This window comes from Streptomyces sp. BR123, assembly GCF_013401435.1.
In the GTDB taxonomy this organism is placed as follows: domain Bacteria; phylum Actinomycetota; class Actinomycetes; order Streptomycetales; family Streptomycetaceae; genus Streptomyces.
On record NZ_JACBGN010000075.1, the window covers coordinates 1 to 26,905 of the forward strand.

General features: G+C 73.6%; 19 protein-coding genes. 15 read left to right on the top strand and 4 right to left on the bottom strand.

Going from position 1 to position 26,905, the window contains the following annotated elements; genetic code table 11:
• The first annotated feature begins 21 nt into the window (after positions 1 to 21).
• The 8 genes from HYE82_RS14745 to HYE82_RS14780 all read left to right on the top strand — a co-directional run bounded on the left by HYE82_RS14745 (position 22) and on the right by HYE82_RS14780 (position 11,764).
• Positions 22 to 945 carry an LLM class F420-dependent oxidoreductase gene (locus HYE82_RS14745; protein ID WP_179174500.1) on the top strand — a complete coding sequence of 308 codons (924 nt, stop codon included), beginning with the start codon at positions 22 to 24 and terminating at the stop codon, positions 943 to 945.
• Between the two features lie 15 nt (positions 946 to 960).
• The gene (mmuM, locus tag HYE82_RS14750) at positions 961 to 1,881 is read left to right on the top strand and encodes a homocysteine S-methyltransferase (protein WP_179174501.1); all 921 of its coding nucleotides are present in this window, start codon (positions 961 to 963) and stop codon (positions 1,879 to 1,881) included.
• Positions 1,882 to 1,899: 18 nt separating this feature from the next.
• On the top strand, positions 1,900 to 3,408 hold the full coding sequence (locus tag HYE82_RS14755) for a 3' terminal RNA ribose 2'-O-methyltransferase Hen1 (RefSeq protein WP_179174502.1): 1,509 nt from the start codon (positions 1,900 to 1,902) through the stop codon (positions 3,406 to 3,408).
• Entirely contained in the window at positions 3,405 to 6,062 is a 2,658-nt protein-coding gene (locus HYE82_RS14760; protein ID WP_179174503.1) for a polynucleotide kinase-phosphatase, read from the top strand. The genes HYE82_RS14755 and HYE82_RS14760 overlap by 4 nt, the downstream gene beginning before the upstream one ends.
• 92 nt (positions 6,063 to 6,154) lie before the next feature.
• The gene (locus tag HYE82_RS14765; RefSeq protein WP_179174504.1) at positions 6,155 to 7,381 is read left to right on the top strand and encodes an arginine deiminase; all 1,227 of its coding nucleotides are present in this window, start codon (positions 6,155 to 6,157) and stop codon (positions 7,379 to 7,381) included.
• 139 nt (positions 7,382 to 7,520) lie between these two features.
• On the top strand, positions 7,521 to 8,531 hold the full coding sequence (argF, locus tag HYE82_RS14770) for an ornithine carbamoyltransferase (RefSeq protein WP_179174505.1): 1,011 nt from the start codon (positions 7,521 to 7,523) through the stop codon (positions 8,529 to 8,531).
• A gap of 127 nt (positions 8,532 to 8,658) precedes the next feature.
• A complete protein-coding gene (locus tag HYE82_RS14775; protein ID WP_179174506.1) occupies positions 8,659 to 9,486 on the top strand; it encodes an enoyl-CoA hydratase family protein in 828 nt (275 codons plus the stop codon).
• A gap of 4 nt (positions 9,487 to 9,490) precedes the next feature.
• Positions 9,491 to 11,764, top strand: coding sequence for a bifunctional salicylyl-CoA 5-hydroxylase/oxidoreductase (locus HYE82_RS14780; RefSeq protein WP_179174507.1), 2,274 nt, complete (start codon positions 9,491 to 9,493; stop codon positions 11,762 to 11,764).
• 141 nt (positions 11,765 to 11,905) lie between these two features.
• On the opposite strand, the gene HYE82_RS14785 is transcribed toward HYE82_RS14780, so the two are convergent.
• The 3 genes from HYE82_RS14785 to HYE82_RS14795 all read right to left on the bottom strand — a co-directional run bounded on the left by HYE82_RS14785 (position 11,906) and on the right by HYE82_RS14795 (position 15,306).
• Complete coding sequence (locus HYE82_RS14785; RefSeq protein WP_179174508.1) at positions 11,906 to 12,745, bottom strand: GNAT family N-acetyltransferase; 840 nt, start codon at positions 12,743 to 12,745, stop codon at positions 11,906 to 11,908.
• Positions 12,746 to 12,875: 130 nt separating this feature from the next.
• Positions 12,876 to 13,682 carry a PaaX family transcriptional regulator C-terminal domain-containing protein gene (locus tag HYE82_RS14790; RefSeq protein WP_179174509.1) on the bottom strand — a complete coding sequence of 269 codons (807 nt, stop codon included), beginning with the start codon at positions 13,680 to 13,682 and terminating at the stop codon, positions 12,876 to 12,878.
• A gap of 4 nt (positions 13,683 to 13,686) precedes the next feature.
• Entirely contained in the window at positions 13,687 to 15,306 is a 1,620-nt protein-coding gene (locus HYE82_RS14795) for an AMP-binding protein (RefSeq protein ID WP_179174510.1), read from the bottom strand.
• 162 nt (positions 15,307 to 15,468) lie between these two features.
• Here HYE82_RS14795 and HYE82_RS14800 point away from each other — a divergent pair, with 162 nt between their 5' ends.
• The 5 genes from HYE82_RS14800 to HYE82_RS14820 all read left to right on the top strand — a co-directional run bounded on the left by HYE82_RS14800 (position 15,469) and on the right by HYE82_RS14820 (position 21,490).
• Positions 15,469 to 16,644 (top strand): acyl-CoA dehydrogenase family protein, encoded by a 1,176-nt coding sequence (locus HYE82_RS14800; RefSeq protein ID WP_179174511.1) that lies wholly within the window; start codon positions 15,469 to 15,471, stop codon positions 16,642 to 16,644.
• The gene (locus tag HYE82_RS14805) at positions 16,641 to 17,042 is read left to right on the top strand and encodes a RidA family protein (RefSeq protein ID WP_179174512.1); all 402 of its coding nucleotides are present in this window, start codon (positions 16,641 to 16,643) and stop codon (positions 17,040 to 17,042) included. The genes HYE82_RS14800 and HYE82_RS14805 overlap by 4 nt, the downstream gene beginning before the upstream one ends.
• Before the next feature lie 226 nt (positions 17,043 to 17,268).
• Positions 17,269 to 17,556: a hypothetical protein gene (locus HYE82_RS14810; protein ID WP_179174513.1), complete on the top strand. Its 288-nt coding sequence runs from the start codon at positions 17,269 to 17,271 to the stop codon at positions 17,554 to 17,556.
• Between the two features lie 237 nt (positions 17,557 to 17,793).
• Positions 17,794 to 18,732: a polyphosphate kinase 2 family protein gene (locus tag HYE82_RS14815; RefSeq protein ID WP_179174514.1), complete on the top strand. Its 939-nt coding sequence runs from the start codon at positions 17,794 to 17,796 to the stop codon at positions 18,730 to 18,732.
• A gap of 28 nt (positions 18,733 to 18,760) precedes the next feature.
• Positions 18,761 to 21,490, top strand: coding sequence for an HAD-IC family P-type ATPase (locus HYE82_RS14820; protein ID WP_179174515.1), 2,730 nt, complete (start codon positions 18,761 to 18,763; stop codon positions 21,488 to 21,490).
• A gap of 112 nt (positions 21,491 to 21,602) precedes the next feature.
• Here the strand turns inward: HYE82_RS14820 and HYE82_RS14825 are convergent, their stop codons facing one another.
• A complete protein-coding gene (locus tag HYE82_RS14825; RefSeq protein ID WP_309144324.1) occupies positions 21,603 to 22,973 on the bottom strand; it encodes a Xaa-Pro aminopeptidase in 1,371 nt (456 codons plus the stop codon).
• 237 nt (positions 22,974 to 23,210) lie between these two features.
• Between HYE82_RS14825 and HYE82_RS14830 the strand changes: the two genes are divergently transcribed.
• Together HYE82_RS14830 and HYE82_RS14835 are read left to right on the top strand one after the other, a co-directional pair.
• Complete coding sequence (locus HYE82_RS14830; protein WP_179174517.1) at positions 23,211 to 25,664, top strand: collagenase; 2,454 nt, start codon at positions 23,211 to 23,213, stop codon at positions 25,662 to 25,664.
• A 134-nt stretch (positions 25,665 to 25,798) separates the two neighbouring features.
• Positions 25,799 to 26,905 (top strand): FAD-binding oxidoreductase (locus HYE82_RS14835; protein WP_179174518.1); only part of this gene is annotated, 1,107 nt, incomplete at its 3' end.

Sequence of the window (26,905 nt, forward strand, 5' to 3'; positions counted from 1 at the left end):
GATGGGGGCAGGATGGGGGGCATGGATCTCCGTATCTTCACCGAGCCCCAGCAGGGTGCGAGCTACGACACCCTCCTGGCCGTTGCGAAGGCCACCGAGGACCTCGGCTTCGACGCGTTCTTCCGGTCCGACCACTACCTGAAGATGGGGTCGGCCGACGGGCTGCCCGGGCCCACCGACGCCTGGATCACCCTCGCCGGCCTGGCGCGGGAGACGCGCCGGATCCGGCTGGGCACGCTGATGACGGCCGGTACCTTCCGGCTGCCCGGCGTCCTTGCCATCCAGGTCGCGCAGGTCGACCAGATGTCCGGCGGGCGCATCGAACTCGGCCTGGGCGCAGGCTGGTTCGAGGAGGAGCACAAGGCGTACGGGATCCCCTTCCCTGCGGATCGGATGGCCCGCCTGGAGGAGCAGCTGGCCATCGTCACCGGCCTGTGGGCCACCGAGCCGGGGGCCGTGTTCGACTTCGCGGGCACCCACTACCGGGTGGAGAACTCCCCGGCGCTGCCCAAGCCCGCCCAGACCAAGGTGCCCGTCATCATCGGCGGCCACGGCGCCAAGCGCACCCCGCGCCTCGCCGCCCGCTACGCAGACGAGTTCAACATGCCCTTCGCCTCGATCGCGGACAGCGAGCGGCAGTTCGACCGGGTGCGCAGCGCCGCGGAGGAAGCCGGACGCAAGCCCGACGACCTCGTCTATTCGAACGCCCTGGTGGTTTGCGTGGGCCGGGACGACGCCGAGGTCGCCCGCCGGGCCGCCGCCATCGGCCGGGACGTCGACGAGCTCAAGGCCAACGGCCTGGCCGGCTCGCCCGCCGAGGTCGTCCACAAGATCGGCACCTACGAGGCCATCGGCTCCTCCCGCGTCTACCTCCAACTGCTCGACCTCGACGACCTGGACCACCTGGAGCTGATCTCGGCCCAGGTGCTGTCCCGGCTCCGCTGAAGGAGGCGCAGTCCCATGCCCCGCGCGTCAGGCCCGCTCGCCGAGGCCCTCTCCCGCAGGACCGTCGTGCTGGACGGCGGCCTGAGCAACCAGCTCGCCGACCAGGGCTGCGACCTCTCCGGCGGCCTCTGGACGGGCCGGGTGCTCGCCGAGGCGCCCGGCCGGATCGAGGCCGCCCACACCGCGTACGCGCGGGCCGGCGCCGAGGTGCTGATCACCGCCAGCTACCAGGTGGGGTACCAGGCCTTCGCCGCCCGCGGCCACGGCCCCGCGGAGACCACCGCCCTGCTGCGGCGCAGCGTCGCCCTGGCGGCCCGGGCCGCGGAGGCCGCCGACCACGAGGTGTGGGTCGCCGCCTCCGTCGGCCCGTACGGGGCGGTCCTCGCGGACGGCTCCGAGTACCGCGGCCGGTACGGGCTGAGCGTGCGCGAGCTCGCCGCCTTCCACCGCCCGCGCATCGAGGCCCTGCTGGCGGCCGGCCCCGACGTGCTGGCGGTGGAGACGATTCCCGACGCGGCCGAGGCGGAGGCCCTGGTGACCGTCCTCGCCGACACGGGCGCCCCCGCCTGGATCTCGTACACCGCCGCCGCCGGGCGGACCCGCGCCGGCGACCCCCTGACCGAGGCCTTCGCCCTCGCCGCGGCCTCCCCGCAGGTCATCGCGACCGGCGTCAACTGCTGCGACCCGCAGGACGTCCTGCCCGCCCTGGAGGCCGCCGCCTCCGTCACGGACCTGCCACTCCTCGCCTATCCCAACGACGGCTCCGTCTGGGACGCGGCCACCGGCACCTGGACCCGCCCGGCCGCCCCCGCCCCCTGGCCCACGGCCGCCTGGCAGCGCGCCGGCGTCCGCCTCGTCGGCGGCTGCTGCCGCATCGGCCCCGCCCGCATCGCCCTGCTGGCGGGCCGGAAAATGGGGAGCAGCGGGAGCGGGTGACGGGCAAGAATCGGTCGTGTGTTCCTGACGATCTCCACCACCGGTACCCCTGAACGACCCGCCACCGACCTGGGCTTCCTGCTGCACAAGCATCCCGGCAAGGCGCAGGCGTTCTCCACGTCCCACGGCACGGCCCACGTCTTCTACCCCGAGGCCGCGCCCGAGCGCTGCACGGCGGCCCTGCTGCTGGAAGTGGACCCCGTCGCGCTCGTGCGGCGCGGGCAGGGCAAGGGCCGGGGCGGGGCGCCCGACGCGGCGCTGGCGCAGTACGTCAACGACCGCCCGTACGCCGCCTCCTCGCTGCTCGCCGTGGCTCTGCGCGCGGTGTTCGGCAGCGCGCTGAACGGCCGCTGCGCCGCCCGGCCGGAACTCGTCGGGCAGGTCCGCCCGCTGCGGATCGAGATCCCGGTGCTGCCCGCCCGCGGCGGGGCGGAGCTGGTGCACCGCCTGTTCGACCCGCTCGGCTGGTACCTCGTACGCCCCGAGCCCCTGCCGCTCGACGAGCAGTTCCCCGAGTGGGGGGCCTCCCGGTACGTACGGCTCGTCCTGGAGGGCGAGCTGCGGCTCACCGACGCGCTGCGACAGCTGTACGTCCTGCTGCCCGTGCTCGACGACGCCAAGCACTACTGGGTCGCCCCCGACGAGGTGGACAAGCTGCTGCGGGCCGGCGACGGCTGGCTCGCCGGGCACCCGGAGAACGGCCTGATCACCTCCCGCTACCTGGCCCGGCACAAGCGGCTGACCCGGGACGCCCTGGAGCGGCTGGAGCTGGCCCGCCTGGCCGAGGCCGACGGCAGCGAGGCCGAGGACCTGGACAACGCCGTCGACGAGGACACCGACACCGCCGAGCGGCCCCTGCCGCTGGCCGTGCGGCGCCGCGAGGCGATCGTCGCCGCGCTGCGCGCCGCCGGCGCGGCCCGGGTCCTCGACCTCGGCTGCGGCCAGGGCCAGCTGGTGCAGGAGCTGCTGCGGGACGTGTCGTTCACCGAGATCACCGGTGTCGACGTGTCCGTGCGGGCCCTGGGCACCGCGGCCCGGCGGCTGCGGCTGGAGCGGATGGGGGAGAAGCAGAGCGGACGGGTGCGGCTGCTGCAGGGCTCGCTCGCGTACACCGACAAGCGGCTGGCCGGCTACGACGCGGCCGTGCTCAGCGAGGTCGTCGAGCACCTGGACCCGCCGAGGCTGCCCGCCCTGGAGTACGCGGTGTTCGGCGCGGCCCGCCCCCGCACGGTCCTCGTCACCACGCCCAACGCCGAGTACAACGTCCGCTGGGAGACGCTGCCCGCCGGGCGGTTCCGGCATGCGGACCACCGCTTCGAGTGGACCCGCGCCGAGTTCCGGGACTGGGCCGGGGCCGTCGCCGGACGCCACGGGTACACCGTGGAGTTCACGCCCGTCGGCGAGGACGACCCCGAGGTCGGCCCGCCCACCCAGATGGCCGTCTTCACCCGGGACGGAGAGACCGACACCGACACCACGGACACCACGGACACCACCGACACCCCGAAGGAGGGAGAGGCGGCATGACCACCGACACCGAAGCCACCGGCACCGGAGCCACCGGCACGGAAAGCACGGACACCGAGAACACCGGCACGGAAAACACCGGCACCGACACCACCGGTTCCCCCACCGGCAGCAGCGACCGCCGCGTGCTCCCCGTCACCGACCTGTCCCTCGTCGTCCTGATCGGAGCCACCGGATCGGGCAAGTCCACCTTCGCCCGCCGGCACTTCAAGCCCACCGAGGTCATCTCCTCCGACCACTGCCGCGGGCTCGTCAGCGACGACGAGAACGACCAGAGCGCCAGCAAGGACGCCTTCGACGTCCTGCACTACATCGCCGGCAAGCGCCTGGCCGCCGGCCGCCTCACCGTGGTGGACGCCACCAGCGTCCAGCAGGAGGCCCGCCGGCAGCTGGTGCGGCTCGCCCGCGAGCACGACGTGCTGCCCATCGCCATCGTCCTCGACCTGCCCGAGCAGGTCTGCGCCGAGCGCAACGCCGCCCGCCCCGACCGGGCCGGGCTGCCCCGCCACGTCATCCAGCGGCACCGCCGCGAGCTGCGCCGCTCCCTGCGCGGCCTGGAGCGCGAGGGCTTCCGCAAGGTGCACGTGCTGCGCTCCGTCGAAGAGGTGGAGAACGCCGAGGTCGTCCGAGAGAAGCGCTTCAACGACCTCACCCACCTCACCGGCCCCTTCGACATCATCGGTGACATCCACGGCTGCTCCTCCGAGCTGGAGACCCTGCTCGGCAAGCTCGGCTACGAGGACGGCGTCCACCCCGAGGGCCGCACCGCCGTGTTCGTCGGCGACCTCGTCGACCGCGGCCCGGACAGCCCCGGCGTCCTGCGCCGGGTGATGGGCATGGTCCGCTCCGGCAACGCCCTGTGCGTGCCCGGCAACCACGAGAACAAGCTCGGCCGCCACCTCAAGGGATCCAAGGTCAAGCTCACCCACGGCCTCGCCGAGACCGTCGAGCAGCTGGCCCGCGAGCCCGAGGAGTTCGTGCGGGAGGTCCGCGCGTTCATCGCCGGCCTGGTCAGCCACTACGTCCTGGACGGGGGCCGGCTGGTGGTCTGCCACGCCGGCCTGCCCGAGAAGTACCACGGCCGGACCTCCGGCCGGGTCCGCTCGCACGCCCTGTACGGGGAGACCACCGGCGAGACCGACGAGTTCGGGCTGCCGGTGCGCTACCCGTGGGCCGAGGAGTACCGGGGCAAGGCGGCCGTGGTCTACGGCCACACCCCGGTCCCGGACACCTCGTGGATCAACAACACCATCTGCCTCGACACCGGTGCCGTCTTCGGCGGCAGGATGACCGCCCTGCGCTGGCCGGAGCGGGAGCTGGTCGACGTACCGGCGGAGAAGGTCTGGTACGAGCCGGTCAAGCCGCTCGCCGCCGAGGTCCCCGGGGGCAGGGAGGGGCGCCCGCTCGACCTGGCCGACGTGCACGGGCGGCGGACCGTGGAGACCCGGCACCTGGGCAACGTGGCCGTGCGCGAGGAGAACGCGGCGGCCGCCCTGGAGGTGATGAGCCGCTTCGCGGTGGACCCCCGGCTGGTGCCGTACCTGCCGCCGACGATGGCGCCCGTGGCGACCTCGAAGGACGGAGACTTCCTGGAGCACCCGGCGGAGGCCTTCGCGCAGTACCGGGCCGACGGGATCGCCCAGGTCGTCTGCGAGGAGAAGCACATGGGCTCCCGCGCCACCGTCCTGGTGTGCCGGGACGCGGACGCGGCCCGGAAGCGGTTCGCCTCCGTCGGCACCGCCACCGGCTCGGTCTACACCCGCACCGGCCGGCCCTTCTTCCCGGACCCGCAGACCACCGAGCAGGTCCTCGACCGGATCCGGTCGGCCGTCACCGACTCGGGCCTGTGGGAGGAGCTGGACACGGACTGGCTGCTGCTCGACGGGGAGCTGCTGCCCTGGTCGCTGAAGTCCGCCGGGCTGCTGCGCAACCAGTACGCCGCCGTCGGCGCGGCCTCCCGCGCCGTCTTCCCCGACGCGATCGCCGCCCTGGCCGCGGCCGCCGGGCGGGGTGTGGACACCGGCGGCCTGCTGGAGCGCCAGCGGGAGCGGGCCGAGGACGCCGCCCGGTTCACCGACGCCTACCGCCGCTACTGCTGGACCACCGAGGGGCTGGGCGGCGTACGGTTCGCGCCGTTCCAGCTGCTGGCCGCGGCCGGGCGGTCGCTGGCCGCCGTGCCCCACGACGAGCAGCTGTTCTGGCTGGACCGGCTCGTCGCCGCCGACGAGGCGGCCGGCACCGGGCTGCTGCGCCGCACCGCGCGGATCCTGGTCGACACCGCCGACCCGGCCTCCGTGAGGGCGGGCACCGACTGGTGGCTGGAGCTCACGGCCGCGGGCGGCGAGGGCATGGTCGTCAAGCCGCTCCAGGCGTACGCCCGGGACGGCAAGGGCCGCCTGGTCCAGCCGGGCATCAAGGTGCGCGGCCGGGAGTACCTGCGGATCATCTACGGTCCGCAGTACACGCGTCCGGAGCAGCTGGAGCGGCTGCGGTCGCGGTTCCTGGGGCACAAGCGCTCCCTGGCGCTGCGCGAGTACGCGCTGGGGCTGGAGGCGCTGGACCGGCTGGCGGCCGGCGAACCGCTGTGGCGGGTCCACGAGGCGGTCTTCGCGGTGCTCGCCCTGGAGTCGGAGCCGGTCGACCCCCGGCTGTGACGCACGGCCCGGCCGGCCCCGCCCCGTGGTGCGCCGGGTCTCCTGAGCCAACGCCACATCAAAAAGCCGTCCGGTCTGCGAACGTGTACGCCATGGGATTCCATGTCGATTCCGAGGCCGGACGGCTTCGCCGCGTCATCCTCCACCGGCCCGACCTGGAGCTGAAGCGGCTCACACCGAGCAACAAGGACACACTGCTCTTCGACGACGTGCTGTGGGTGCGCCGGGCCCGCCAGGAGCACGACGGGTTCGCGGACGTGCTGCGGGACCGGGGTGTGGAGGTGCACCTCTTCGGCGACCTGCTGCGCGAGGTCCTGGACATTCCCGAGGCAAGACACCTCGTCCTCGACCGGGTGTTCGACGAGAAGGAGTACGGGCCGCTCGCCACCGATCACCTCCGGGCCGTGTTCGACGGGCTGTCGTCGGCCGACCTCGCCGAGGCGCTGGTCGGCGGCATGACCAAGCGCGAGTTCCTGGAACGGCACGCGGAGCCGGTCTCGGTCCGCTTCCACGCCATGGAGCTCGACGACTTCCTGCTGGACCCGCTGCCCAACCACCTGTTCACCAGGGACACTTCGGCCTGGATCTACGACGGGGTGTCGATCAACGCGATGCGCTGGCCGGCCCGGCAGCGCGAGACCGTGCACTTCGAGGCGATCTACCGGCACCACCCGCTGTTCACTGCGTCGGGCGCCTTCCACTTCTGGTCGCAGGGGCAGGCCGACTACCCCTCGACGATCGAGGGCGGGGACGTGCTCGTCATCGGCAACGGCGCGGTCCTGATCGGGATGAGCGAGCGGACCACCCCGCAGGCGGTCGAGATGCTCGCCCGCGGCCTGTTCGCCGCCGGGTCGGCGACCGCCATCGTCGCGCTCGACATGCCCAAGCGGCGGGCGCTGATGCACCTGGACACGGTGATGACGATGGTCGACGGAGATACGTTCACCCAGTACGCGGGCCTGGGCATGCTGCGCTCGTACACCATCGAGCCGGGCGTCGGCGCGCACGACCTGAAGGTGAGCGACCACCCGCCGGAGCACATGCACCGGGCCATCGCCGCGGCGCTCGGGCTGGACTCGATCCGGGTGCTGACCGCCCGGCAGGACGTCCACTCCGCGGAGCGCGAGCAGTGGGACGACGGCTGCAACGTGCTGGCGGTGGAGCCGGGGGTGGTCGTGGCGTACGAGCGGAACGTGACGACCAACACGCATCTGCGCAAGGAGGGCATCGAGGTCATCGAGATCCCGGGGAGCGAACTGGGGCGGGGGCGGGGCGGTCCCCGGTGCATGAGCTGCCCGGTGGAACGGGATCCCGTATGACCCGTCCGGCCGTCGACGGTGCGCCGGGAGGCGTCTGACGAGGCACGATGAGCGGGGCGGGGAAATCAGGACTGTATATGAATGCAGTCTTTCGTATAGACTTCCAGCATTCCCCGTCACGCGACCCTGGAGTGCCGCCATGGCCACCGACCTCGTCGGCCGCAGTTTCCTCAAGGAGCTCGACTTCACCGCCGCCGAGTTCCGCGGCCTGGTCGACCTGGCCGCCGAGCTGAAGGCGGCCAGGAAGGCGGGGGTCGAACAGCGGCGCCTCACGGGCCGGAACATCGCGCTCATCTTCGAGAAGACCTCGACGCGCACCCGCTGCGCGTTCGAGGTCGCCGCCGCCGACCAGGGGGCCCACACCACCTACCTCGACCCCGCGGGCTCGCAGATGGGGCACAAGGAGTCGGTCGAGGACACCGCCCGCGTGCTGGGCCGCATGTTCGACGCGATCCAGTACCGCGGCGACAGCCAGGCGGCCGTCGAGGCGCTCGCCGCGCACTCCGGCGTGCCCGTCTACAACGGCCTCACCGACGACTGGCACCCCACCCAGATGCTGGCCGACGTCCTCACCATGACCGAGCACTGCGCCAAGCCGCTGGACCGCATCGCCTTCGCCTACCTCGGCGACGCCCGCTTCAACATGGGCAACTCCTACCTCGTCACCGGCGCCCTGCTCGGCATGGACGTCCGCATCGTCGCCCCCAAGGCCTACTGGCCGGCCGAGGACGTCGTCGCCCGCGCCCACGAGCTCGCCGCCGGCAGCGGGGCCCGGATCATGCTGACCGAGGAGACGGCCGAGGGCGTCGCCCAGGCCGACTTCGTCGCCACCGACGTCTGGGTCTCCATGGGCGAGCCCAAGGGCGTCTGGGACGAGCGGATCGCCGCCCTGGCCCCGTACGCCGTCACGATGGACGTGCTGCGCGCCACCGGCAACCCGGACGTGAAGTTCCTGCACTGCCTGCCCGCCTTCCACGACCTGGGCACCGCGGTCGGCCGCGAGATCCACGCCCGCCACGGGCTGGACTCGCTGGAGGTCACGCACGAGGTGTTCGAGTCCGAGCACTCCGTCGTGTTCGACGAGGCCGAGAACCGGCTGCACACCATCAAGGCGGTCCTCGTCGCGACCCTCGCCCGACCCGGAGCCTGACCGGCCGTCCGTGACCGGCCGTCCGCCGACTGACCGGCTGCCCGCCGCCGCGGGCGGCCCCGCACACCACCACCCGGATATCGCGCTTCTGTGACGGAAGTCAGGATGCGGTGATACCGTCGTTCCCGTGAGCCCCTTCATCGGTTCCGTCCCGGCCACCCAGCGGTGGCGCCACCTGCGGGTGACCCGGCAGGACGGCGTGGCCACCGTCACCCTCGACCGCCCCGAGAAGCTCAACGCCCTCACCTTCGGCTCCTACGCCGACCTCCGCGACCTCCTCGCCGAACTCTCCCGGGAGCGCTCCGTACGCGCCCTCGTCCTCGGCGGCGAGGGCCGCGGCTTCTGCTCCGGCGGGGACGTCGACGAGATCATCGGCGCCACCCTCGCCATGGACACCGCCCAACTCCTCGACTTCAACCGGATGACCGGCCAGGTCGTGCGCGCCGTCCGCGAATGCCCCTTCCCGGTGATCGCCGCCGTGCACGGGGTCGCCGCAGGAGCCGGCGCCGTCCTCGCCCTCGCCGCCGACTTCCGCATCGCCGACCCCACCGCCCGCTTCGCGTTCCTCTTCACCCGCGTCGGCCTCTCCGGCGGCGACATGGGCGCCGCCTACCTGCTGCCCCGGGTCGTCGGCCTCGGCCACGCCACCCGGCTCCTCATGCTCGGCGAGCCCGTCCACGCCGCCGAGGCCGAGCGCATCGGCCTGCTCAGCGAGCTCACCGAGGAGGGCAAGGCCGACGCGCGGGCCGCAGAACTCGCCGCCCGCCTCGCCGCCGGCCCCGCCCTCGCCTACGCCCAGACCAAGGCGCTGCTCACCGCCGAGCTCGACATGCCGCTGGCCGCCGCGGTCGAACTCGACGCCAACACCCAGGCCCTGCTGATGAACGGGCAGGACTACGCCGAGTTCCACGCCGCCTTCACCCAGAAGCGGCCCCCGGAGTGGAAGGGCAGGTAGCGCCATGCCCCTCGCGCAGCGCTCGGCGGGCGGCCCGCTCCGGGTCGCGGTGGTCGGCGGGGGGCCGGGCGGACTGTACGCCGCCGCACTGCTGGCCCGGCAGGGCCACGGGGTGGAGGTGTGGGAGCGCAGCGCCCCCGACAAGACCTTCGGCTTCGGCGTGGTGCTGTCCGACGAGACCCTCGGCGGCATCGAACGGGCCGACGCCGTCGTCCACGCCGCCCTGAGCGCCGAGTTCGTCCGCTGGGACGACATCGACATCGTCCACCGCGGCCGGATGCTGACCTCCGGCGGCCACGGCTTCGCCGCCCTCGGCCGGCGCCGGCTCCTGCAGATCCTGCACGAGCGCTGCACCGCCCTCGGCGTCACCCTCCGCTTCCGCACCCCGGCACCGCCTGCCGAGGCGCTGGCGGCCTCGTACGACCTGGTCGTCGCCGCCGACGGGGTGCACAGTCCCACCCGGCAGAGCGGGGCCGCGCACTTCCGGCCGACCCTGACGAGCGGACGCTGCCGGTACATCTGGCTGGCCGCCGACTTCGCCTTCGACGCCTTCCGCTTCGAGATCGCCCAGACCGAGCACGGGATCATGCAGCTCCACGCCTACCCGTTCTCGGCGGACGCCTCCACCGTGATCGTCGAGATGCGGGAGGAGGTCTGGCGGGCCGCCGCCCTCGACCTCTGCGACGAGGCCGAATCCGCGGCCCGCTGCGCCAAGCTCTTCGGCGAGGCCCTGCGCGGCCGCCCGCTGCACGGCAACCGCTCCGCCTGGACCGCGTTCCGCACGGTCGTCAACGAGCGCTGGTCCCACGGCAACGTGGTGCTGCTCGGCGACGCCGCGCACACCGCGCACTTCTCCATCGGCTCCGGCACCAAACTCGCCGTCGAGGACGCACTCGCCCTCGCCGGGGCCGTGGCCGCCGAGGACGACGTCCCCGCGGCGCTCGCCGCGTACGAGGCGGAGCGGCGGCCCGCGGTCGCCTCCACCCAGCGGGCGGCCGCCGCCAGCATGCGCTGGTTCGAGGAACTCGCCGGCTACGTCGGCCAGCCCGACCGGCAGTTCGCGTTCAACCTGCTCACCCGCAGCCGCCGGGTGACCCACGGCAACCTGCGGCTGCGCGACGAGCGGTTCACCCGCGCCGTCGAACGCGACTTCGGCTGCCCCGACGACGCGACCCCGCCCATGTTCACCCCGCTGCGGCTGCGCGGCCTGACCCTGCGCAACCGGGTCGTGGTCTCCCCGATGGACATGTACTCGGCCCCCGACGGGGACGGCACCCCCGGGGACTTCCACCTCGTCCACCTGGGCGCGCGGGCCCTCGGCGGGGCGGGCCTGGTGATGACCGAGATGGTCTGCGTGTCCCCCGAGGGCCGGATCACCCCCGGCTGCACCGGCCTGTACACCGCCGGTCAGGCCGCCGCCTGGAAGCGGATCGTCGACTTCGTCCACGGCTCGGCACCCGGCACGGCCTTCGGGGTCCAGCTCGGCCACTCGGGCCGCAAGGGCTCCACCCGGCTCATGTGGGAGGGCATGGACGACCCCCTCCCGGAGGGCAACTGGCCGGTGGTGGCCGCCTCCGCCCTGCCGTACCGGCCCGGGGTCTCGCCCATACCGCGGGCGCTGACCCGCAGTGAACTCAGCACGATCCGGGGCGAGTTCGCCGCAGCCGCCGCCCGGGCCGCCGACTGCGGCTTCGACCTCCTCGAACTGCACTGTGCGCACGGCTACCTGCTGTCCGGGTTCCTGTCCCCGCTGACCAACCACCGCGACGACGCCTACGGCGGCCCGCTGGAGAACCGGCTGCGGTTCCCCCTGGAGGTGTTCGACGCCGTACGCGAGGCCTGGCCCGAGGACCGGCCCATGACCGTCCGCTTCTCCGCCGCGGACTGGGCGCCGGGCGGCACCACGCCCGAGGAGGCAGTCGCCATCGCCGCCGCCTTCGCCGCCCGCGGCGCCGACGCCCTCGACGTGTCCACCGGCCAGGTCGTCGCCGACGAGGCCCCCGAGTTCGGGCGCTCGTACCAGACCCCGTACGCCGACCGGATCCGCAACGCCCTCGGCGTCCCCGTGATCGCCGTCGGCGCGATTTCCTCCTGGGACGACGTCAACTCCCTGCTGCTGGCCGGCCGCGCCGACCTCTGCGCGATCGGCCGGCCCCACCTGTACGACCCGCACTGGACCCTGCACGCGGCCGCCGACCAGGACTACCGCGGCCCGGCCGCCCCCTGGCCGCCCCCCTACCGAGCAGGAAGCCGCAAACCCCCGACGGGCAAGGGCTGACGCCCGCGCGGGGCCGGCACGTGTACCGATCGCCGCGGCCCGGCCCAGCGCCCGGGCCCACCGGCCCCGCCTCCCGCCGCCGCACCTCGCGCCGCCCATGGCCGCCGGCGCCCGGCGACCGCGGGGAGAGGGCGGTGCGGCTCAGGCCGACGTCACCACGGCTCGGTCCTCCACCGGCCGGAAGCCGAGCCTCAGGTACACGCCCGTACTCGTCGGGTTCGCCGTGTCCGCGAAGAGCAGCACCTCCGCCGCCCCCGCCGCGCGGGCCGCCCCCACCGCGGCGTGCGTCACCCCGGCCGCGTAGCCCCGGCGCCGCTCCTGCGGCGGCGTGTACACCGGGCCGATGCGGGAGACCCCGCCCTCCGCCGGGCTGAACGCGGCCAGTGCCACCGGCCGGCCCGTACCGTCCTCCCACAGCAGGACGCCGTTCCCGGCGATGCGGTCCCGTACCGCGCCGTCCGCGGGCACCGGATCGTCGATCTCGTACGCGAAGGCCGTGAACCACTCCCGCACGAGCGGGAGGTCCGCCCCGTCGGCCGGCCTGGCGCGCCCGGCGGGCGCGGGGTCCGGGTCCACCAGGTCCCCGAGCCGGTACAGCCGCATCACCTCCGGCTCGCCGACCGGCCGCCCCCAGGCCGCCGCCAGCCGCTCCCCGTGGGCGAGCCGCGCGTTGAACCCGCCGATGCCGCTCAGCAGCGGCTCCCGGTGCAGCGCCTCGCCGAGGGCCGCCACCGCCTCGTCCGGTACGGTGCCCAGCACCAGCGGGTACGGCGGCGTGCACAGCAGTCCGCCGGCCACGGCGCCGTCCGCGCCGGTCCACCAGCCGAACACCGGGGCGTCGTCGGAATAGGCGTGGGGGCCCCGGCGGCGCAGCCCGCCGGCCACCGTCAGCAGCAGGGTGTTGGACACCGGGTCGGCGGCCACGGCCGGGCCCGCCGCGGCCTGCCAGGCCGCCAGGTCGTGCGTGAACGTCCAGGTCATGCCCCGCATGATGCAGCCCGGCCGGGCGCCCCCGCATCCGGGTTTCAGGACGGCGGCCCGGCCGGCCGCTGCCGCCCCCTCCCGGCCCGCGTCGCAGGAGGCCCGGGGCATCCGCTGCGGTTCCACGGCGCTACGGCTCCACGAACCGGGCCCCCGCGTCCCGCAGCCGGGAGTGCAGCTCGGCGAAGACCGCCGCGGCCCGGTCGCCCGGCCAGTCCGACGGCAGCAGGTCGTGCGGCAGTGCCGGGTCCGCGTACGGGAGCCGCCGCCAGCTGTCCAAGGCGAGCAGGTAGGCGCGGTAGGCCTCCTCCGGGGTGGGGGAGCCGCCCTGCTGGAGGGCGCGCAGCACCGGCTCGTGCCGGTCGAGGAACGCCTCGTGCTCCTTGGCCAGGGCCGTCAGGTCCCACCAGCGGGCCACCGCTTCGGCGGTGGCGGCGAAGCCGAGGTGCTCGCCGCGGAACAGCTCCACGTAGCCCGTCAGGTGCAGCCGGTGCAGGGTGTGCCCGGTCTCCTCGTACAGGTGCGCCGGGGCGATCCACACGCCCGGGGCGACGGAGCCGAAGCCGAGCCGGGCCAGCCGGGACCGGAGCAGGTGCCGCTTGGCCCGCTCCTGCTCGGGCACGGAGAACACCGCGACCAGCCATTCGCCCGTGCCGCGGGCGACGCGGTCGCCGTAGATCCGCCGGTCGCCGTCGTCCAGCAGCTGCCGGGCCTCGTCGGAGAGCTCGTACCCGGCGGAGCCGTCCGCGGCCCGCGCGGGCAGCAGGAAGCCACGCCGCTTGAGCCGGGACACCGACGAGCGCACCGACGGGGCGTCCACGCCGGCCGCGCCCAGCAGGCGGACCAGCGCGGACACCGGCACCGGGCCCTCGAAGGACCGCCCGTAGGCGCCGTAGAAGGTGACGATCAGGGATCGCGGGGTGTGCTGCTCGGTCACGAGTTCACTGTAGATCGCGCAGCCGGAACCGCTGCAGTTTCCCCGTCGCCGTCCGCGGCAGCGCGGACAGGAAAACGAACGCCCGGGGGCATTTGTGCGGGGCCAGCTCCGCCCGCATGAAGGCCCGCAGGGCATCCTCCGTCAGGGTGGCGCCCTGGCGGGGCACCGTGTACGCGACCACGATCTGCCCCCGCCGCTCGTCCGGGCGGCCCACGACCGCGGCCTCCGCCACGTCCGGGTGGCGCGTCAGTGCTTCCTCCACCTCCGGGCCCGCGATGTTGTGACCCGCCGAGATGATCATGTCGTCGGCGCGGGAGACGTACCGGAAGTAGCCCTCCGCGTCCCGTACGTAGGTGTCGCCGGTCAGGTTCCAGCCGTCCCTTACGTATTCCTCCTGGCGCGGATCGGCCAGGTACCGGCAGCCCACCGGGCCGCGCACGGCGAGCAGCCCCGGCTCGTCGTCCGCGACGGGCCGCCCGGAGCCGTCCACGATCCGGGCCTGCCAGCCGGGCACCACCCGGCCCGTGGTGCCGGGGCGGATGTCGTCGTCGGCGGCGGAGATGAAGATGTGCAGCAGTTCGGTGGCGCCGATCCCGTTGATGATCCGCAGCCCGGTGCGCTCGTACCAGGCGTGCCAGGTGGCCGCCGGCAGGTTCTCGCCCGCCGAGACGCAGCGGCGCAGCGCCGACAGGTCGTGGACGCCGGCGTCGTCCGGGCCCAGGGTGTCGAGCATCGCCCGGTAGGCGGTGGGGGCGGTGAACAGGACCGTCACCCCGTGCTCGGCCAGCGCGGGCAGCAGGGTGCGCGGGCCGGCCTGCTCCAGCAGCAGCGCCGAGGCCCCGGCGCGCAGCGGGAAGACGACGAGCCCGCCGAGGCCGAAGGTGAAGCCGAGCGGCGGGCTGCCCGCGAAGACGTCGTCGGGGCGGGGGCGCAGCACGGTGCGGGAGAAGGTGTCGGCGACGGCGAGCAGGTCGCGGTGGAAGTGCATGCAGCCCTTGGGGCGGCCGGTGGTGCCGGAGGTGAAGGCGATCAGGGCCACGTCGTCGGCGGAGGTCCGCACGGCCTGGAACGGCGCCCCGTGCCGCTCCACGAGCCGCAGCAGGTCATGGGGGTCCTTGCCGCCGTACGGGGTGATCCGCAGGTCCGGCACCCCGGCCCGGACCAGGTCGTCCAGCGTGTCCGCGTGGCACAGCGCGTGCCGTACCCGGGCCATCGCGCAGACCGCGGCCAGCTCGTGCGCCCGCTGCTGCGCCAGGACGGTGACGGCGACCCCGCCCGCCTTCAGCACGGCGAGCCAGCAGGCGGCGAGCCAGGGCCCCGTGGGTCCGCGCAGCAGCACCCGGTTGCCGGGGACCACGCCCAGGTCGGCGGTGAGCACGTGGGCGATGCGGTCGACCCGGTCGCGCAGCTCCCCGTACGACCAGGCCTCGCCGCTGCCGGTGCGGAATGCCGGACGGTCCGGCCCGAACCGGTCGATGGTGGCGTCGAGGAGCTCGGCCCCGCAGTTGAGCCGGTCCGGATAGGCCAGCTCGGGCAACTCGAAGAGGAGCCGCGGCCAGGCGTGGGGTGGCGGCAGGTGGTCACGCGCGAAGGTGTCGGCGTGGGCGGAAGGCTTGAGCTCCAAGGCGGGTTCGCCCCCTTGCGACGGCAGCGGCCCCCGGCGGGGGACCGAGGTGGGTGGAGCCGGCCGTGCTGTCCCTCCCGGCCGGGGCCGGAAGGGACTGCCAGGAGCGTATCGTGATGGTGACGGCAGTCAACAGGACGCGATAGAACCGGGGATGTCCGCATGAACGGATTCGCGCTCGGAGCAGAACAAGAGGAGTGGTGCGGGCGGTTGCGCGCGCTCTCGGCCGCCCGGCTGCGGCCGTTGGCCGACAAGGGGGAGCCGGGGAGGGTCAACCGGCCCCTGCTCGCGGAGCTGGGGGAGCTCGGCCTGCTGGAGCGGGTCTTCGACGCGGGGGCCCTGGAGCTGTGCCTGCTGCGCGAGTCCCTCGCGTACGGCTGCACCGAGGCCGAGACGGCCCTCGCCCTCCAGGGGCTCGGTGCGCACCCCGTACTCGCCGCGGGCACCGCGGCGCAGCGGGAGCGCTGGCTGCCGCAGGTGCGGGCCGGGCGGGCGGTGGCCGCCTTCGCGCTGAGCGAGCCGGGGGCCGGTTCGGACGCGGCGGCCCTGGCCCTGGCGGCCGAGGCGGCCGACGTGGCCGACGTCGCCGACGGGCCGCGGGCGGCCCGGTCCGCCGCCGGGCCGGGGAGCGGGTCGGGGCGGGGCTGGCGGCTCAGCGGGGAGAAGTGCTGGATCTCCAACGCCCCCGAGGCGGATTTCTACACCGTGTTCGCCCGAACGGGTGAGGCGCCGGGCGCCCGGGGGGTCACCGCCTTCCTCGTCCCCGCCGACCGGCCCGGCCTGACCGGCGAACCCCTGGACATGCTCTCCCCGCACCCCATCGGCAAGCTCGTCTTCGACGGGGTCCCCGTCGGCCCCGAGGACCTGTTGGGCGAGCCCGGCCGGGGCTTCGCCGTGGCGATGGCCACCCTGAACCTGTTCCGGCCCAGCGTGGGGGCCTTCGCGGTCGGCATGGCGCGGGCCGCGCTCGACGCGACCCTGGCGTACACGGCCCGGCGGCCCGCCTTCGGCGGGGTGCTGGGCGACCTGCAGGCCGTGGGGCACCGGGTGGCGGAGATGGCCACCCGGACCGAGGCCGCCCGGCTGCTGGTCTACGCGGCGGCGGGCGCGTACGACGCCGGCGCGCCGGACGTACCGCGTCGCTCGGCGATGGCGAAGCTGCTGGCGACGGAAACCGCCCAGTACGTGGTCGACCACGCGGTCCAACTGCACGGGGCGGTCGCCCTGCAGCGCGGCCACCTGCTGGAACACCTCTACCGGGAGGTCCGGGCACCCCGCATCTACGAGGGCGCGAGCGAGGTCCAGCGCACGATCATCGCGCGGGAGCTGTACCGGTGAGCGTCGAGCGCATCAACCCGGCGGAGCTCTCCCCGCCGACGGGCTTCTCCCACGCGGTGGCCGCGACCGGATCCCGGCTGGTCTTCCTGGCGGGGCAGACCGCACTGGACGCCGCGGGCAAGGTGGTCGGGGCGACCCTGCCCGAGCAGTTCGAGCGCGCCCTGGCCGGTCTGCTGACGGCCCTTGCGGCGGCGGGCGGTGCCCCCGCTGATCTGGTGCGGGTCACGGTCTACGCCGTCGACGTGGCCGCGTACCGCACCCACGCACCCGAACTCGGCCGCATCTGGCGCCGGTTGGCGGGCCGTGACTATCCGGCGATGGCGGTGGTCGGCATCGTCCGCCTCTGGGACGAGGACGCGATGGTCGAACTGGACGGTATCGCCGTCCTCGATGCATAGCCGAATCGCCGGAAAACCCCGAAGTCCTTTCCGTATGGCGGGAAGGTCCAGCTCAAGCCGGTGGTCTCGACCTTGCCTTTGACACGGAAGGGGGTACGAGGGAGGGTGGAAATGCCCTTTTCTGTGGGCATTCGTCAATAATGCTCGGAGGTGCATGATCATGCGCCGTGGGATCATTGCGGCGGTTGTTGCAAGTGCCGCCGGAGTCACGCTCGGCCTGACACCCGTGAGCGGTGCGTTCGCCGCAGCGCTTCCCCAAACCCAACCGACCACGCAGACACACGACTGGTGCGACTGGCGCGGCAACTGGCGGGGCAGCTGGCGCGGTGACTGGCGCGACTGCTGCGACCGCTGGAGCCACCGGCACGACCGTGACTGGTGCTGGAACCACGACCACTGGCGGGACCACGGAAACTGGCGCGGCGGTGACGGCCGGTTCGACGACCACCGCAACGACCACAGGAACTGGTGGAACGACCGCGGTGGACGCGGGGACTGGGCGTGGTGGTGGTGACGGTCGCGCGCACGTGACCACGGCGGAAACGGGCGATGGACCCGGCTGAATGAACGAGAGGCATGCGGGCGGCCGCCCACGCGGCCGCCCGCACCGCTGCCCGCAGTGCCGGCCGGACCATCGGCCGGGCGATGCGGTGCCGGACACCCGCCCGAACGGCCCCCAGCACTTGCCGCGGGCCCGTACCTCCTCCGAACCTGGCAAGTACGGCCGGAACGACCGGAGGGACGGGTGCCGATGGCGGACGATCGAGCCCAGCGCATCGCACGGTTCATCGAACCGCTGCGGGTCCGACCCGGGTCCACCGTGGACCTCGCCGCGGACTTCGACCCCCTCTACAAGGCCGACCTGACCAAGGAGGAGGGCGTCGCCCTGCTGGCCGAGGGCGTGGAGGTGCTCGCCGAGTACCAGGCGCGGCTGGCCGCCCAGGACTCCCGCGGCGTCCTGCTCTGCCTCCAGGCCATGGACGCCGCGGGCAAGGACGGCACCATCCGGCACGTGATGAGCGGGGTCAACCCGCAGGGCGTGCGCGTGAGCAGCTTCAAGGTGCCCTCCGAGGAGGAGCTCGACCACGACTACCTGTGGCGCTACCAGTGCCGGCTGCCCCGGCGCGGCGAGATCGGCATCTTCAACCGCTCGCACTACGAGGAGGTCCTCGTGGTCCGCGTGCATCCCGAGTACCTCCGGCGCCAGCGGCTGCCGGGGGAGAGCCGCGACCCGGGCGTCTGGGAGCGCCGCTACCGGGAGATCAACGACTGGGAGCGGCACCTCGCCGACAACGGCTTCAGCGTGGTGAAGGTCTTCCTCAACCTCTCCAAGGAGGAGCAGCGCCGGCGCTTCCTCAGCCGGATCGACCTGCCCGAGAAGAACTGGAAGTTCTCCACCGCCGACGTCCGCGAGCGCCGCTACTGGGACGCGTACCAGCGGGCGTACTCCGACGTGCTTTCCGCCACCAGCACCGAGTGGGCGCCCTGGTACGTCGTCCCCGCCGACCGCAAGTGGTTCGCCCGCATCTGCGCCGCGGCCGTCCTCGGGCACGCCCTGATGGAGATCGACCCGCAGTACCCGACGGTCGGGGAGAAGGCCCGCGAGGACCTGATGACGGCCCGGCGGGCGCTGGAGCTGGAGGCCCCCGTCGTCCGGTCCGAGGACGACAGCGAGAAGCGCCGCAAGTAGAACCCGGTTCCGGATCGGAGGTACGAGGATGACGGACCGGCCGGAGCCGGCAGGCGAGGAGGGCGACCCCGGCGCCTGGTACGCGCAGTCCCCGCAGGACGTCGCGGCCCGCTGCGGGGTGGATCCCGCGGTCGGCCTGCCGGCGGCCCGGGCGGCCGAGCGGCTCGCGGCCGACGGCCCGAACGCCCTGCCCGAGGAGAAGCCGAAGCCGGGCTGGCTGCGCTTCCTCGACCAGTACCGCAGCTACATGCAGATCATCCTGGTGGCCGCGGCGGTGGTGTCCCTGCTGATCCGGGAGTGGAACACCGCCATCCTGCTCGTGCTGCTCACCCTGCTGAACGCGGTCGTCGGCCTGCGCCAGGAGGGCAAGGCCGAGAGCGCCATGAACGCACTGAAGTCGATGATGAAGGCGACGGCCCGGGTCCGCCGCGACGGCACCGAGTCGGAGATCCCGGCCGAACGGCTGGTGGTCGGGGACGTCGTGCGGCTCACGGCCGGCGACCAGGTCCCGGCGGACGGCCGGATCGTCGAGGCGAGCGCCCTGCAGATCGACGAGTCGGCCCTGACCGGCGAGAGCACCCCCGCGGCCAAGGACACGGGCACCCTCCCCGCCGAACGGCTCGGGCCGGGCGACCAGTCGAACATGGCGTTCATGAACACGCCGGTCACGCACGGCAGCGGCCTCGTCATCGTCACCGGCACGGGCAGCGGCACCGAACTCGGGAAGATCTCCGGCATGCTCTCGGAGACGAAGCGGGAGCAGTCGCCGCTCACCCGGGAACTCAACACGCTCACCCTGTGGATCGCCGGGGCCGCCGGCCTCACCATGGTCGTCATGTTCGCCCTCGGCCGCAGCCGCGGCCAGGCCTGGGACCTGCTCTTCGTCAGCGCCGTCTCGCTCGCCATCGCCGCGATCCCCGAGGCCCTGCCCACCGTCAGCCAGGTGATCCTCTCGGTCGGCAGCCTCAACCTGGCCCGGCGCAACGCGATCGTCAAGGAGCTGGCGTCCGTCGAGACCCTCGGCTTCACCTCGGCCATCAACTCCGACAAGACCGGCACCCTGACGATGAACCAGGTGACCGTCGTCGAGGTGATCAGCCCCACCGACCGGTACACCGTGTCCGGCACCGGCTACCGCCTCGACGGCAAGGTCCACCACGCCGCGGGGACCTCCGCCGGCATCGAGGACGCCGTCCTGCCCTACCTGGTCGCGAGCGACGCCAAGCTGGTGGACGGCCAGGTCGTCGGCGACCCCACCGAGGGCGCCCTGCTCGTCCTCGGCCACAAGGCCGGACTGGACATCGAGGAGACCCGGGACCGCCTGCCCCGCCTCGCCACCCTCCCCTTCGACCCCACCTACAAGCTGATGGCCACCTTCAACGCGGCCAAGGACGCCTCGGGGCGCAAGGTGGTCCGCTGCTTCGTCAAGGGCGCCGCACCCGCGGTCATGGGGCGCGCCACCACCGCGCTCGCCGCGGGCACCCCGGTCCCCTGGGACGAGGACCTGAACCGCCGGGCCCAGGAGCAGATCGACCGGATGGCCGCCGACGGGCGCCGGGTGATGGCCGCCGCCGTCCGCGATCTCGACCCGGCGGACTTCGACCCGGACGGCGACCTGCTCGCCCTCGTCACCGGCCTGCACATGGTCAGCCTGGTCGGCATGGTCGACCCGCCGCGCGAGGAGTCCAAGGCGGCCGTCGCCGACGCCCAGGCCGCCCACATCCGGGTCCGCATGGTGACCGGCGACGACGTCACCACCGGCGCCGCCATCGCCCGGCAGCTCGGCATCCCCGGCGAGGCCGTCCTCGGGGCCGATTTCGCGGCCCTCCCCGAGCAGGAGCAGCTGGACCGGATCGACGGGATCGGCGTCCTCGGCCGTGTCGCCCCCGAGCACAAGGTGCTCCTCGCGGACGTCCTCAAGAAGAAGGGCGACGTCGTCGCCATGACCGGCGACGGTGTCAACGACGCGCCCGCCATCAAGGCCGCCGACATGGGCATCGCCATGGGCAGCGGGACCGGCGTCGCCAAGAACGCCGGCCGCATGATCCTCTCCGACGACAACTTCGCCACGATCATCCACGCAGTGGCGGAGGGCCGGAAGCTCTACGACAACCTCACCAAGTACATCCGGTTCGTCCTCGTCCTGCTGGTCACCTTCGTCCTGACCTTCCTCGGCGCCTCCCTGTTCGACATCGCCGCCGGTGAACCGTTCACGTCCCCGCAGGTCCTGTGGATCCACTTCGTCGTCAACGCGCCCTTCGGCTTCGCCCTCGGCTTCGACCGCGAGACCCCGGGCCTGATGGAGCGGATCCCCCGCCCCCGTGGGGAGACGGTGCTGACGGGCCGCCTGATGGTCACCGTCGGCCTCGCCGGGCTCGCGCTCACCGTCGTCCTGCTCGGGCTGATCCGGCTGGGGCAGGAGCGCTACGGCAGCGCCGAGGCGGGCAACTCCATCGCGTTCACGGCCTTCGCGCTCTGCCTGATCGTGGCCGCCTTCGAATGCCGCAGCGAGACGGACTCCGTGCTGACCCCGAGCACCTTCGACAGCAGGCAGATGAACCGGGCGGCGCTCCTGGAACTCGTCCTGGCGGTCATGTCCACCCAGATGGACGGCTTCCGGAGGATGCTCGACACCACCGAGCTCACCCTCCGGCAGTTCGGCTGGGCCGCGCTGGCCGCCCTCGCCCTGCTGGTCCTGTGGGAGCTCGGCAAACTGGTCCGCCGCGCCCGCACCCGCGGGGTGGCGGCCACCGGGTGAACGGGAGCCGCACCGGGTGAGGGGGAGCCGCACGGGGTGAGGGGGTCGGCGGCACGGCAGTCCGAGTCACCGCGCGCCGCCCGCCGCCCCCCTCCGCGTACCCGCTCCGGGATCAGCCCTCCAACAGCGTCCCCATCCACTCCTCGATGCCGGCCACCGTACGGGGCAGGGCGCCCGACATCAGGCGGGCGCCCGTCGCCGTGACGACCAGGTCGTCCTCGATGCGGACGCCGATGCCGCGCAGCTCCGGCGGCAGGGTCTCGTCGTCGGGCTGCAGGTACAGGCCCGGCTCGACGGTGAGCACCTGCCCCTCCTCCAGGACCCCGTCCAGGTACGTCTCGGCCCGCGCCTTCGCGCAGTCGTGGACGTCCAGCCCGAGCATGTGGCCGCTGCTGCACAGGGTGTACCGCCGGTGCAGGTCGCCCTCCGCGTTCTTGAGCACGCCCCACTCGGCGAGCCCCTCCGCGATCACCCGCATGCCGGCCCGGTGGAAGTCCCGGAAGCTGGCGCCCGGGCGGAGCGCGGCGATGCCGGCCTCCTGGGCGGCGAGGACGAGTTCGTACACCTGCCGCTGGACGGGGGAGAAGCGCCCCGACAGCGGGAGGGTCCGGGTGACGTCGGCCGTGTAGAGCGTGTCGGTCTCCACGCCCGCGTCCAGCAGGAGCAGGTCGTCGCGGTTCAGCCGGCCGTCGTTGCGGATCCAGTGCAGGACGCACGCGTGGGCGCCGGACGCGGCGATGGTGTCGTAGCCGGTGCCGTTGCCCTCGGCCCGGGCGCGCAGGCCGAAGACCCCCTCGATCCACCGCTCGCCGCGCGGGTGCGCGAGGGCGCGCGGCAGCGCCCGTACGACGTCCTCGAACCCGGCGGCGGTGTGGTCGACGGCGAGCTGGAGCTGTCCGACCTCCCAGGCGTCCTTCACCAGGCGCAGTTCGCAGAGTGCGGCGGCGAGTTCGGCGTCGGTGGCGGCGTTGCGGCCCTCCGGGGTGCCGAGGGCGTCCAGGCGGTCGCAGCGCAGGCCGGTCAGGCGCTCGGCCTCCGCCAGGTCGGGGCGGCGGCCGACCCAGAACTCCCCGTGGCGGCGGTCCCGGTAGAACTCCTCGCTGCCGCCGGTGCGGGGGGAGCGGGGGCGCAGGTACAGCACGGCCTCGTGGCCGTGCGGGCCGGAGGGCTCCAGGACGAGGACGTGGCCGACCTGGTCCTCGCCGGTGAGGCCGGTGAGCCAGGCGTACGCGCTGTGGGGGCGGAAGCGGTAGTCGCAGTCGTTGGAGCGGACCTTGAGCTCGCCGGCCGGGATGATCAGCCGTTCGCCCGGGAAGCGCGCCGAGAGCCGGGCGCGGCGGGCGGGGGTGACGCCGTACGCGGGGACGCGGACCGAGTCGGGCAGGGGTGAGGCGGCCCAGTCCCCGGCCATGAAGCGGGACAACTCGGGGGATACCGGCAGGTCGTGACTGCCGATGTTGAGGCGGGGGGATGCGTCGGACACGTGGGGCTCCATCGGGAAGACGCGAACTGGTGGGCGCATAGGTCTTGTCAGTGCAATTTCACATTACTATGTTACAGCTCACACCGCGGCGCGTTAATCCCCGTCAAACGCCTTGTGACACAGCGCAGTTCAGATGACACAGCGCAGTTCATGTGACTCGGCGCAGTTTTCGTCTTTCCGCACCACGCACCCCTTGCGCGCCATGTCCCCCACCTCCCTTCCCCACAGGAGTCCTTGGTGTCCCAGCACAGAGTCGTGCGTACGTCCCTCCTCTCCGCCGCCGTGGCGGTCACCCTCCTCGCGACGGCCGGCCAGGCCGTCACGCAGGCCGCCGGGCCGGCCGCCGCCGCTCCCGCCGCGGCGCCGGCCGCCGCGCCGGCCGCCTTCACCGGCGGGGCGCCCGGAGCGAACCCGTTCGACGAGGTCGACCGCCTGGCCTCGCCGAAGGAGGCCGTCCCCGCGCCCGACCTGGCCCCCGGCGCCGACCGGGCCGCCGGAGCCGGAGCCGGAGCCGGAGCCGGAGCCGGAGCGGGAGCCGGCACCGCCGCGGGCGGCCGGATCCCCGGCGCGGCCACGGCCGCCGCCGCGCCCGCCGAGCGCGCCGAGAAGAGCCGCAAGGCGGCCGCGGCCCAGGCCGCCCCCACCGGCCGCACCCTCGCGGCCGGCGTGCCCTGCACCCTCGACGGGATCACGGGCCTCTCGCCCGAGCGGTTCGCCGACTTCCTCGGCGACCAGGCCGTCCTGGCCGACGGCTGTCTGCGGGGGCTGATCTGGACCTGGGACGCCCGCCTGGCCCCGGTCATGTCCGACGCGCACGTCCAGGCCGTGTCGCGGCGGATATCCTCGCTGGCCGCCGCCCACGACGGCCGCAACTCCTCCCATCTGGAGGAGATGTTCACGTACCTGCACGCGGTCGCCTACCACGACCACACCCGCTCCGAGATCGACGTCACCGACGCCCCGACCGTGGACGCCATGCGCCGGGCCATCGCCGACTTCGGGGCCGCGGCCCGTACCTTCGACGTCACCGCGTCCAACGCCCGCACCCTGCGCGAGGCCCTCTACGCCGGCAGCGCCCCCGGCCTGCGCCAGCACCAGCTCGGCCTCATCAAGCAGGTCCTGGCCACCATGGACCCGTCCCACCCCGCCACGCACAAGGACCCGACCTGGGCGGGCGCCGCCCTGGCGGCCCTCTCCGTGAACTACCTCGGCGTCTACCCGGGCAACCAGGACACCGCCTTCCACGCGGCGGTCGCGGCCGACCCGGCGTACCGCGCCGTCTTCAAGGCCTTCGCCTCGTACGGCCACCTCAAGGACAACGGCAACTCCTGGGTGGCGCGCGACGCCCTCGGCGAGTACGGCCGCTTCGGCCAGGTGCCCGCCCTGAAGGAGCAGATCGTCGCGGACCTCGGGGCCCTGCTCGCGACGGCCCGGTCCACGTTCGGCGACGGCAGCGAGCAGTGGGCGAAGGTCGTCTCCTGGCTCAATGCCTACGAGGCGTGCAAGCCGTACGGGGTGTGCAAGGAGGACATCGAGAAGCAGCTCTTCCCGAACACCTTCACCTACGACAACGGCGCCATCAAGGTCCGCACCGCCCTCGACCGGGCCACCGTCGACCAGCTCTACTACGCCAGCAAGCAGGTCAAGACGCAGTTCCACCGCGTCCTCGGCACCGACCAGCCGCTCGCCGGCGACCCCAACAGCACACTGAACATCGTGCTGTACGCCTCCCGCGCCGACTACGTGAACTACCACCCCATCCTGACCGGCTACGGCACCAACAACGGCGGCATCTACATCGAGAACGGCGCCACCTTCTACACGTACCAGCGCCGCGTCCCGCAGGACTCCTCCCTCACCCTCGAAGAGCTCTTCCGCCACGAGTACACCCACTACCTCAACGGCCGCTTCGCCGTCCCCGGCTTCTTCGGCGAGGGCCCCTGGTACGAGGGCGACCGCACGACCGCGATGGACGAGGGGACCGCCGAGTTCTTCGACGGCGCCACCCGCGACAACGGCGTCGCCGTGCGCAAGTCCCTCGTCAAGAGCATCATCGGCGACACGGCCGGCGGCGGCCCCCGCATGTCGGTCGAGCAGCTGCTCAACGCCACGTACGACGGCGACGGCTTCCGCTTCTACAGCTACGCCGGCACGTTCTTCGAGTTCCTGTGGACCGAGAAGCCCTCGCTGCTGCGCGAGATGTACACGCACCTGCGCAACAACGACGTCGCCAAGTACGACGCCTGGCGGCACCGCCTCGGCGCGGACACCTACCTCCAGCGCGACTACGACCGCTTCCTGGACGCGCAGATCGCCAAGGTGGACGAGCTGTTCGTGCCGAACACCACCTACACGCCCAACGAGCAGCTGCGCGACTCGGCGCTGGCGAACGTGAAGTCGGCCTTCTCGGCGGCCACGTACAACACGCCGGACTGCGTGGAGAACGGGGACCCGGGCAAGCGCCGGTTCACCTGCACCGGACGGATCACCGCGAACCTGAAGAACTGGCGCAGTGACGACCAGAACTTCAAGGACATGTCGGAGACGGTCGACCACTTCATCCTCGACCGGGCGGGCGCGGCCTCCAACAACCTCGCCGACATGAACTGCTCCTTCGGCCCGGTGGAGATCTGGGACAACCGCCGGGCCGGCACGTCGAGCTACAGCTGCGAGGGGCCGCTGCGCAGCTGACCGGCACCGGCGGCCGGTCCCGTTTCCGACACGGTCGGGCGGGGGGCGGGACCGGCCGCCGGACACCAGCGAACCCGTGCCGGGGCCTCGACGGAGGACTGGGCACCCCATAAAGAATGTGACATATTACTGCCGTGCCCAAGAGACATCCCCTGGACGTCGTGATCATCGGCGCCGGCGTCGTCGGAGCCGCCTGCGCCTACTACGCGGCCCGCTCCGGACTGCGCGTCGCCGTCGTCGACCGCGGCCCCGTCGCCGGCGGCACGACCGGCGCCGGGGAAGGCAACCTGCTCGTCTCCGACAAGGAGGCCGGCCCGGAACTCGACCTCGCCCTGCTCTCGGCGGGCCTGTGGCGCGAACTCGCCGCGGTGCTCCCGCGGGAGGTCGAGTACGAGCCCAAGGGCGGCCTCGTCGTCGCTCCCGACGGCGCCACGCTGGAGGCCCTGCGCGCCTTCGCCAAGGGCCAGCGCGCGGCAGGGGTCGACGTGGTCGAGGTCGCCCCCGACGACCTTCCGCAACTGGAGCCCCATCTGGCCCCGGGCCAGGCGGGCGGCTTCCACTACCCGCAGGACGCCCAGGTCCAGCCCGCCCAGGCCGCGGCCCGGCTCCTCGCGGCCTCGGGGGCCGAGGTCCACCTCGGCGAGGAGGTCACCGCGATCCTGCGCACGACCGGCGGTGCCGTCCGCGGAGTCCGCACGCGGTCCCGGGAACTGGCGGCCCCGGCCGTGGTCAACGCCGCCGGCACCTGGGGCGGCCGCATCGCCGAACTCGCCGGCGTCACCCTGCCGGTGCTCCCGCGCCGCGGCTTCGTCCTGGTCACCGAGCCGCTGCCGCGGGTGGTCCGGCACAAGGTCTACGCCGCCGACTACATCGCCGACGTCGCCAGCGGCTCGGCGGCCCTGCAGTCCTCGGCCGTGGTCGAGGGCACCCCGGCGGGCCCGGTCCTGATCGGGGCGACCCGGGAGCGGGTCGGCTTCGACCGCTCCCTGTCGACCGAGGCCCTGCGCCGCCTCGCCACCCAGGCGGCCGCGCTCTTCCCGGTCCTGGCGGACGTACGGATCCTGCGCACCTACCACGGCTTCCGGCCCTACCTCCCGGACCACCTCCCGGCCATCGGCCCGGACCCCCGGGTCCCCGGCCTGCTGCACGCCTGCGGCCACGAGGGCGCGGGCATCGGCCTGGCCCCGGCCACGGGCACCCTGATCACCGCATCCCTGACCCAGGCCCCCCCGCCCCTGGAC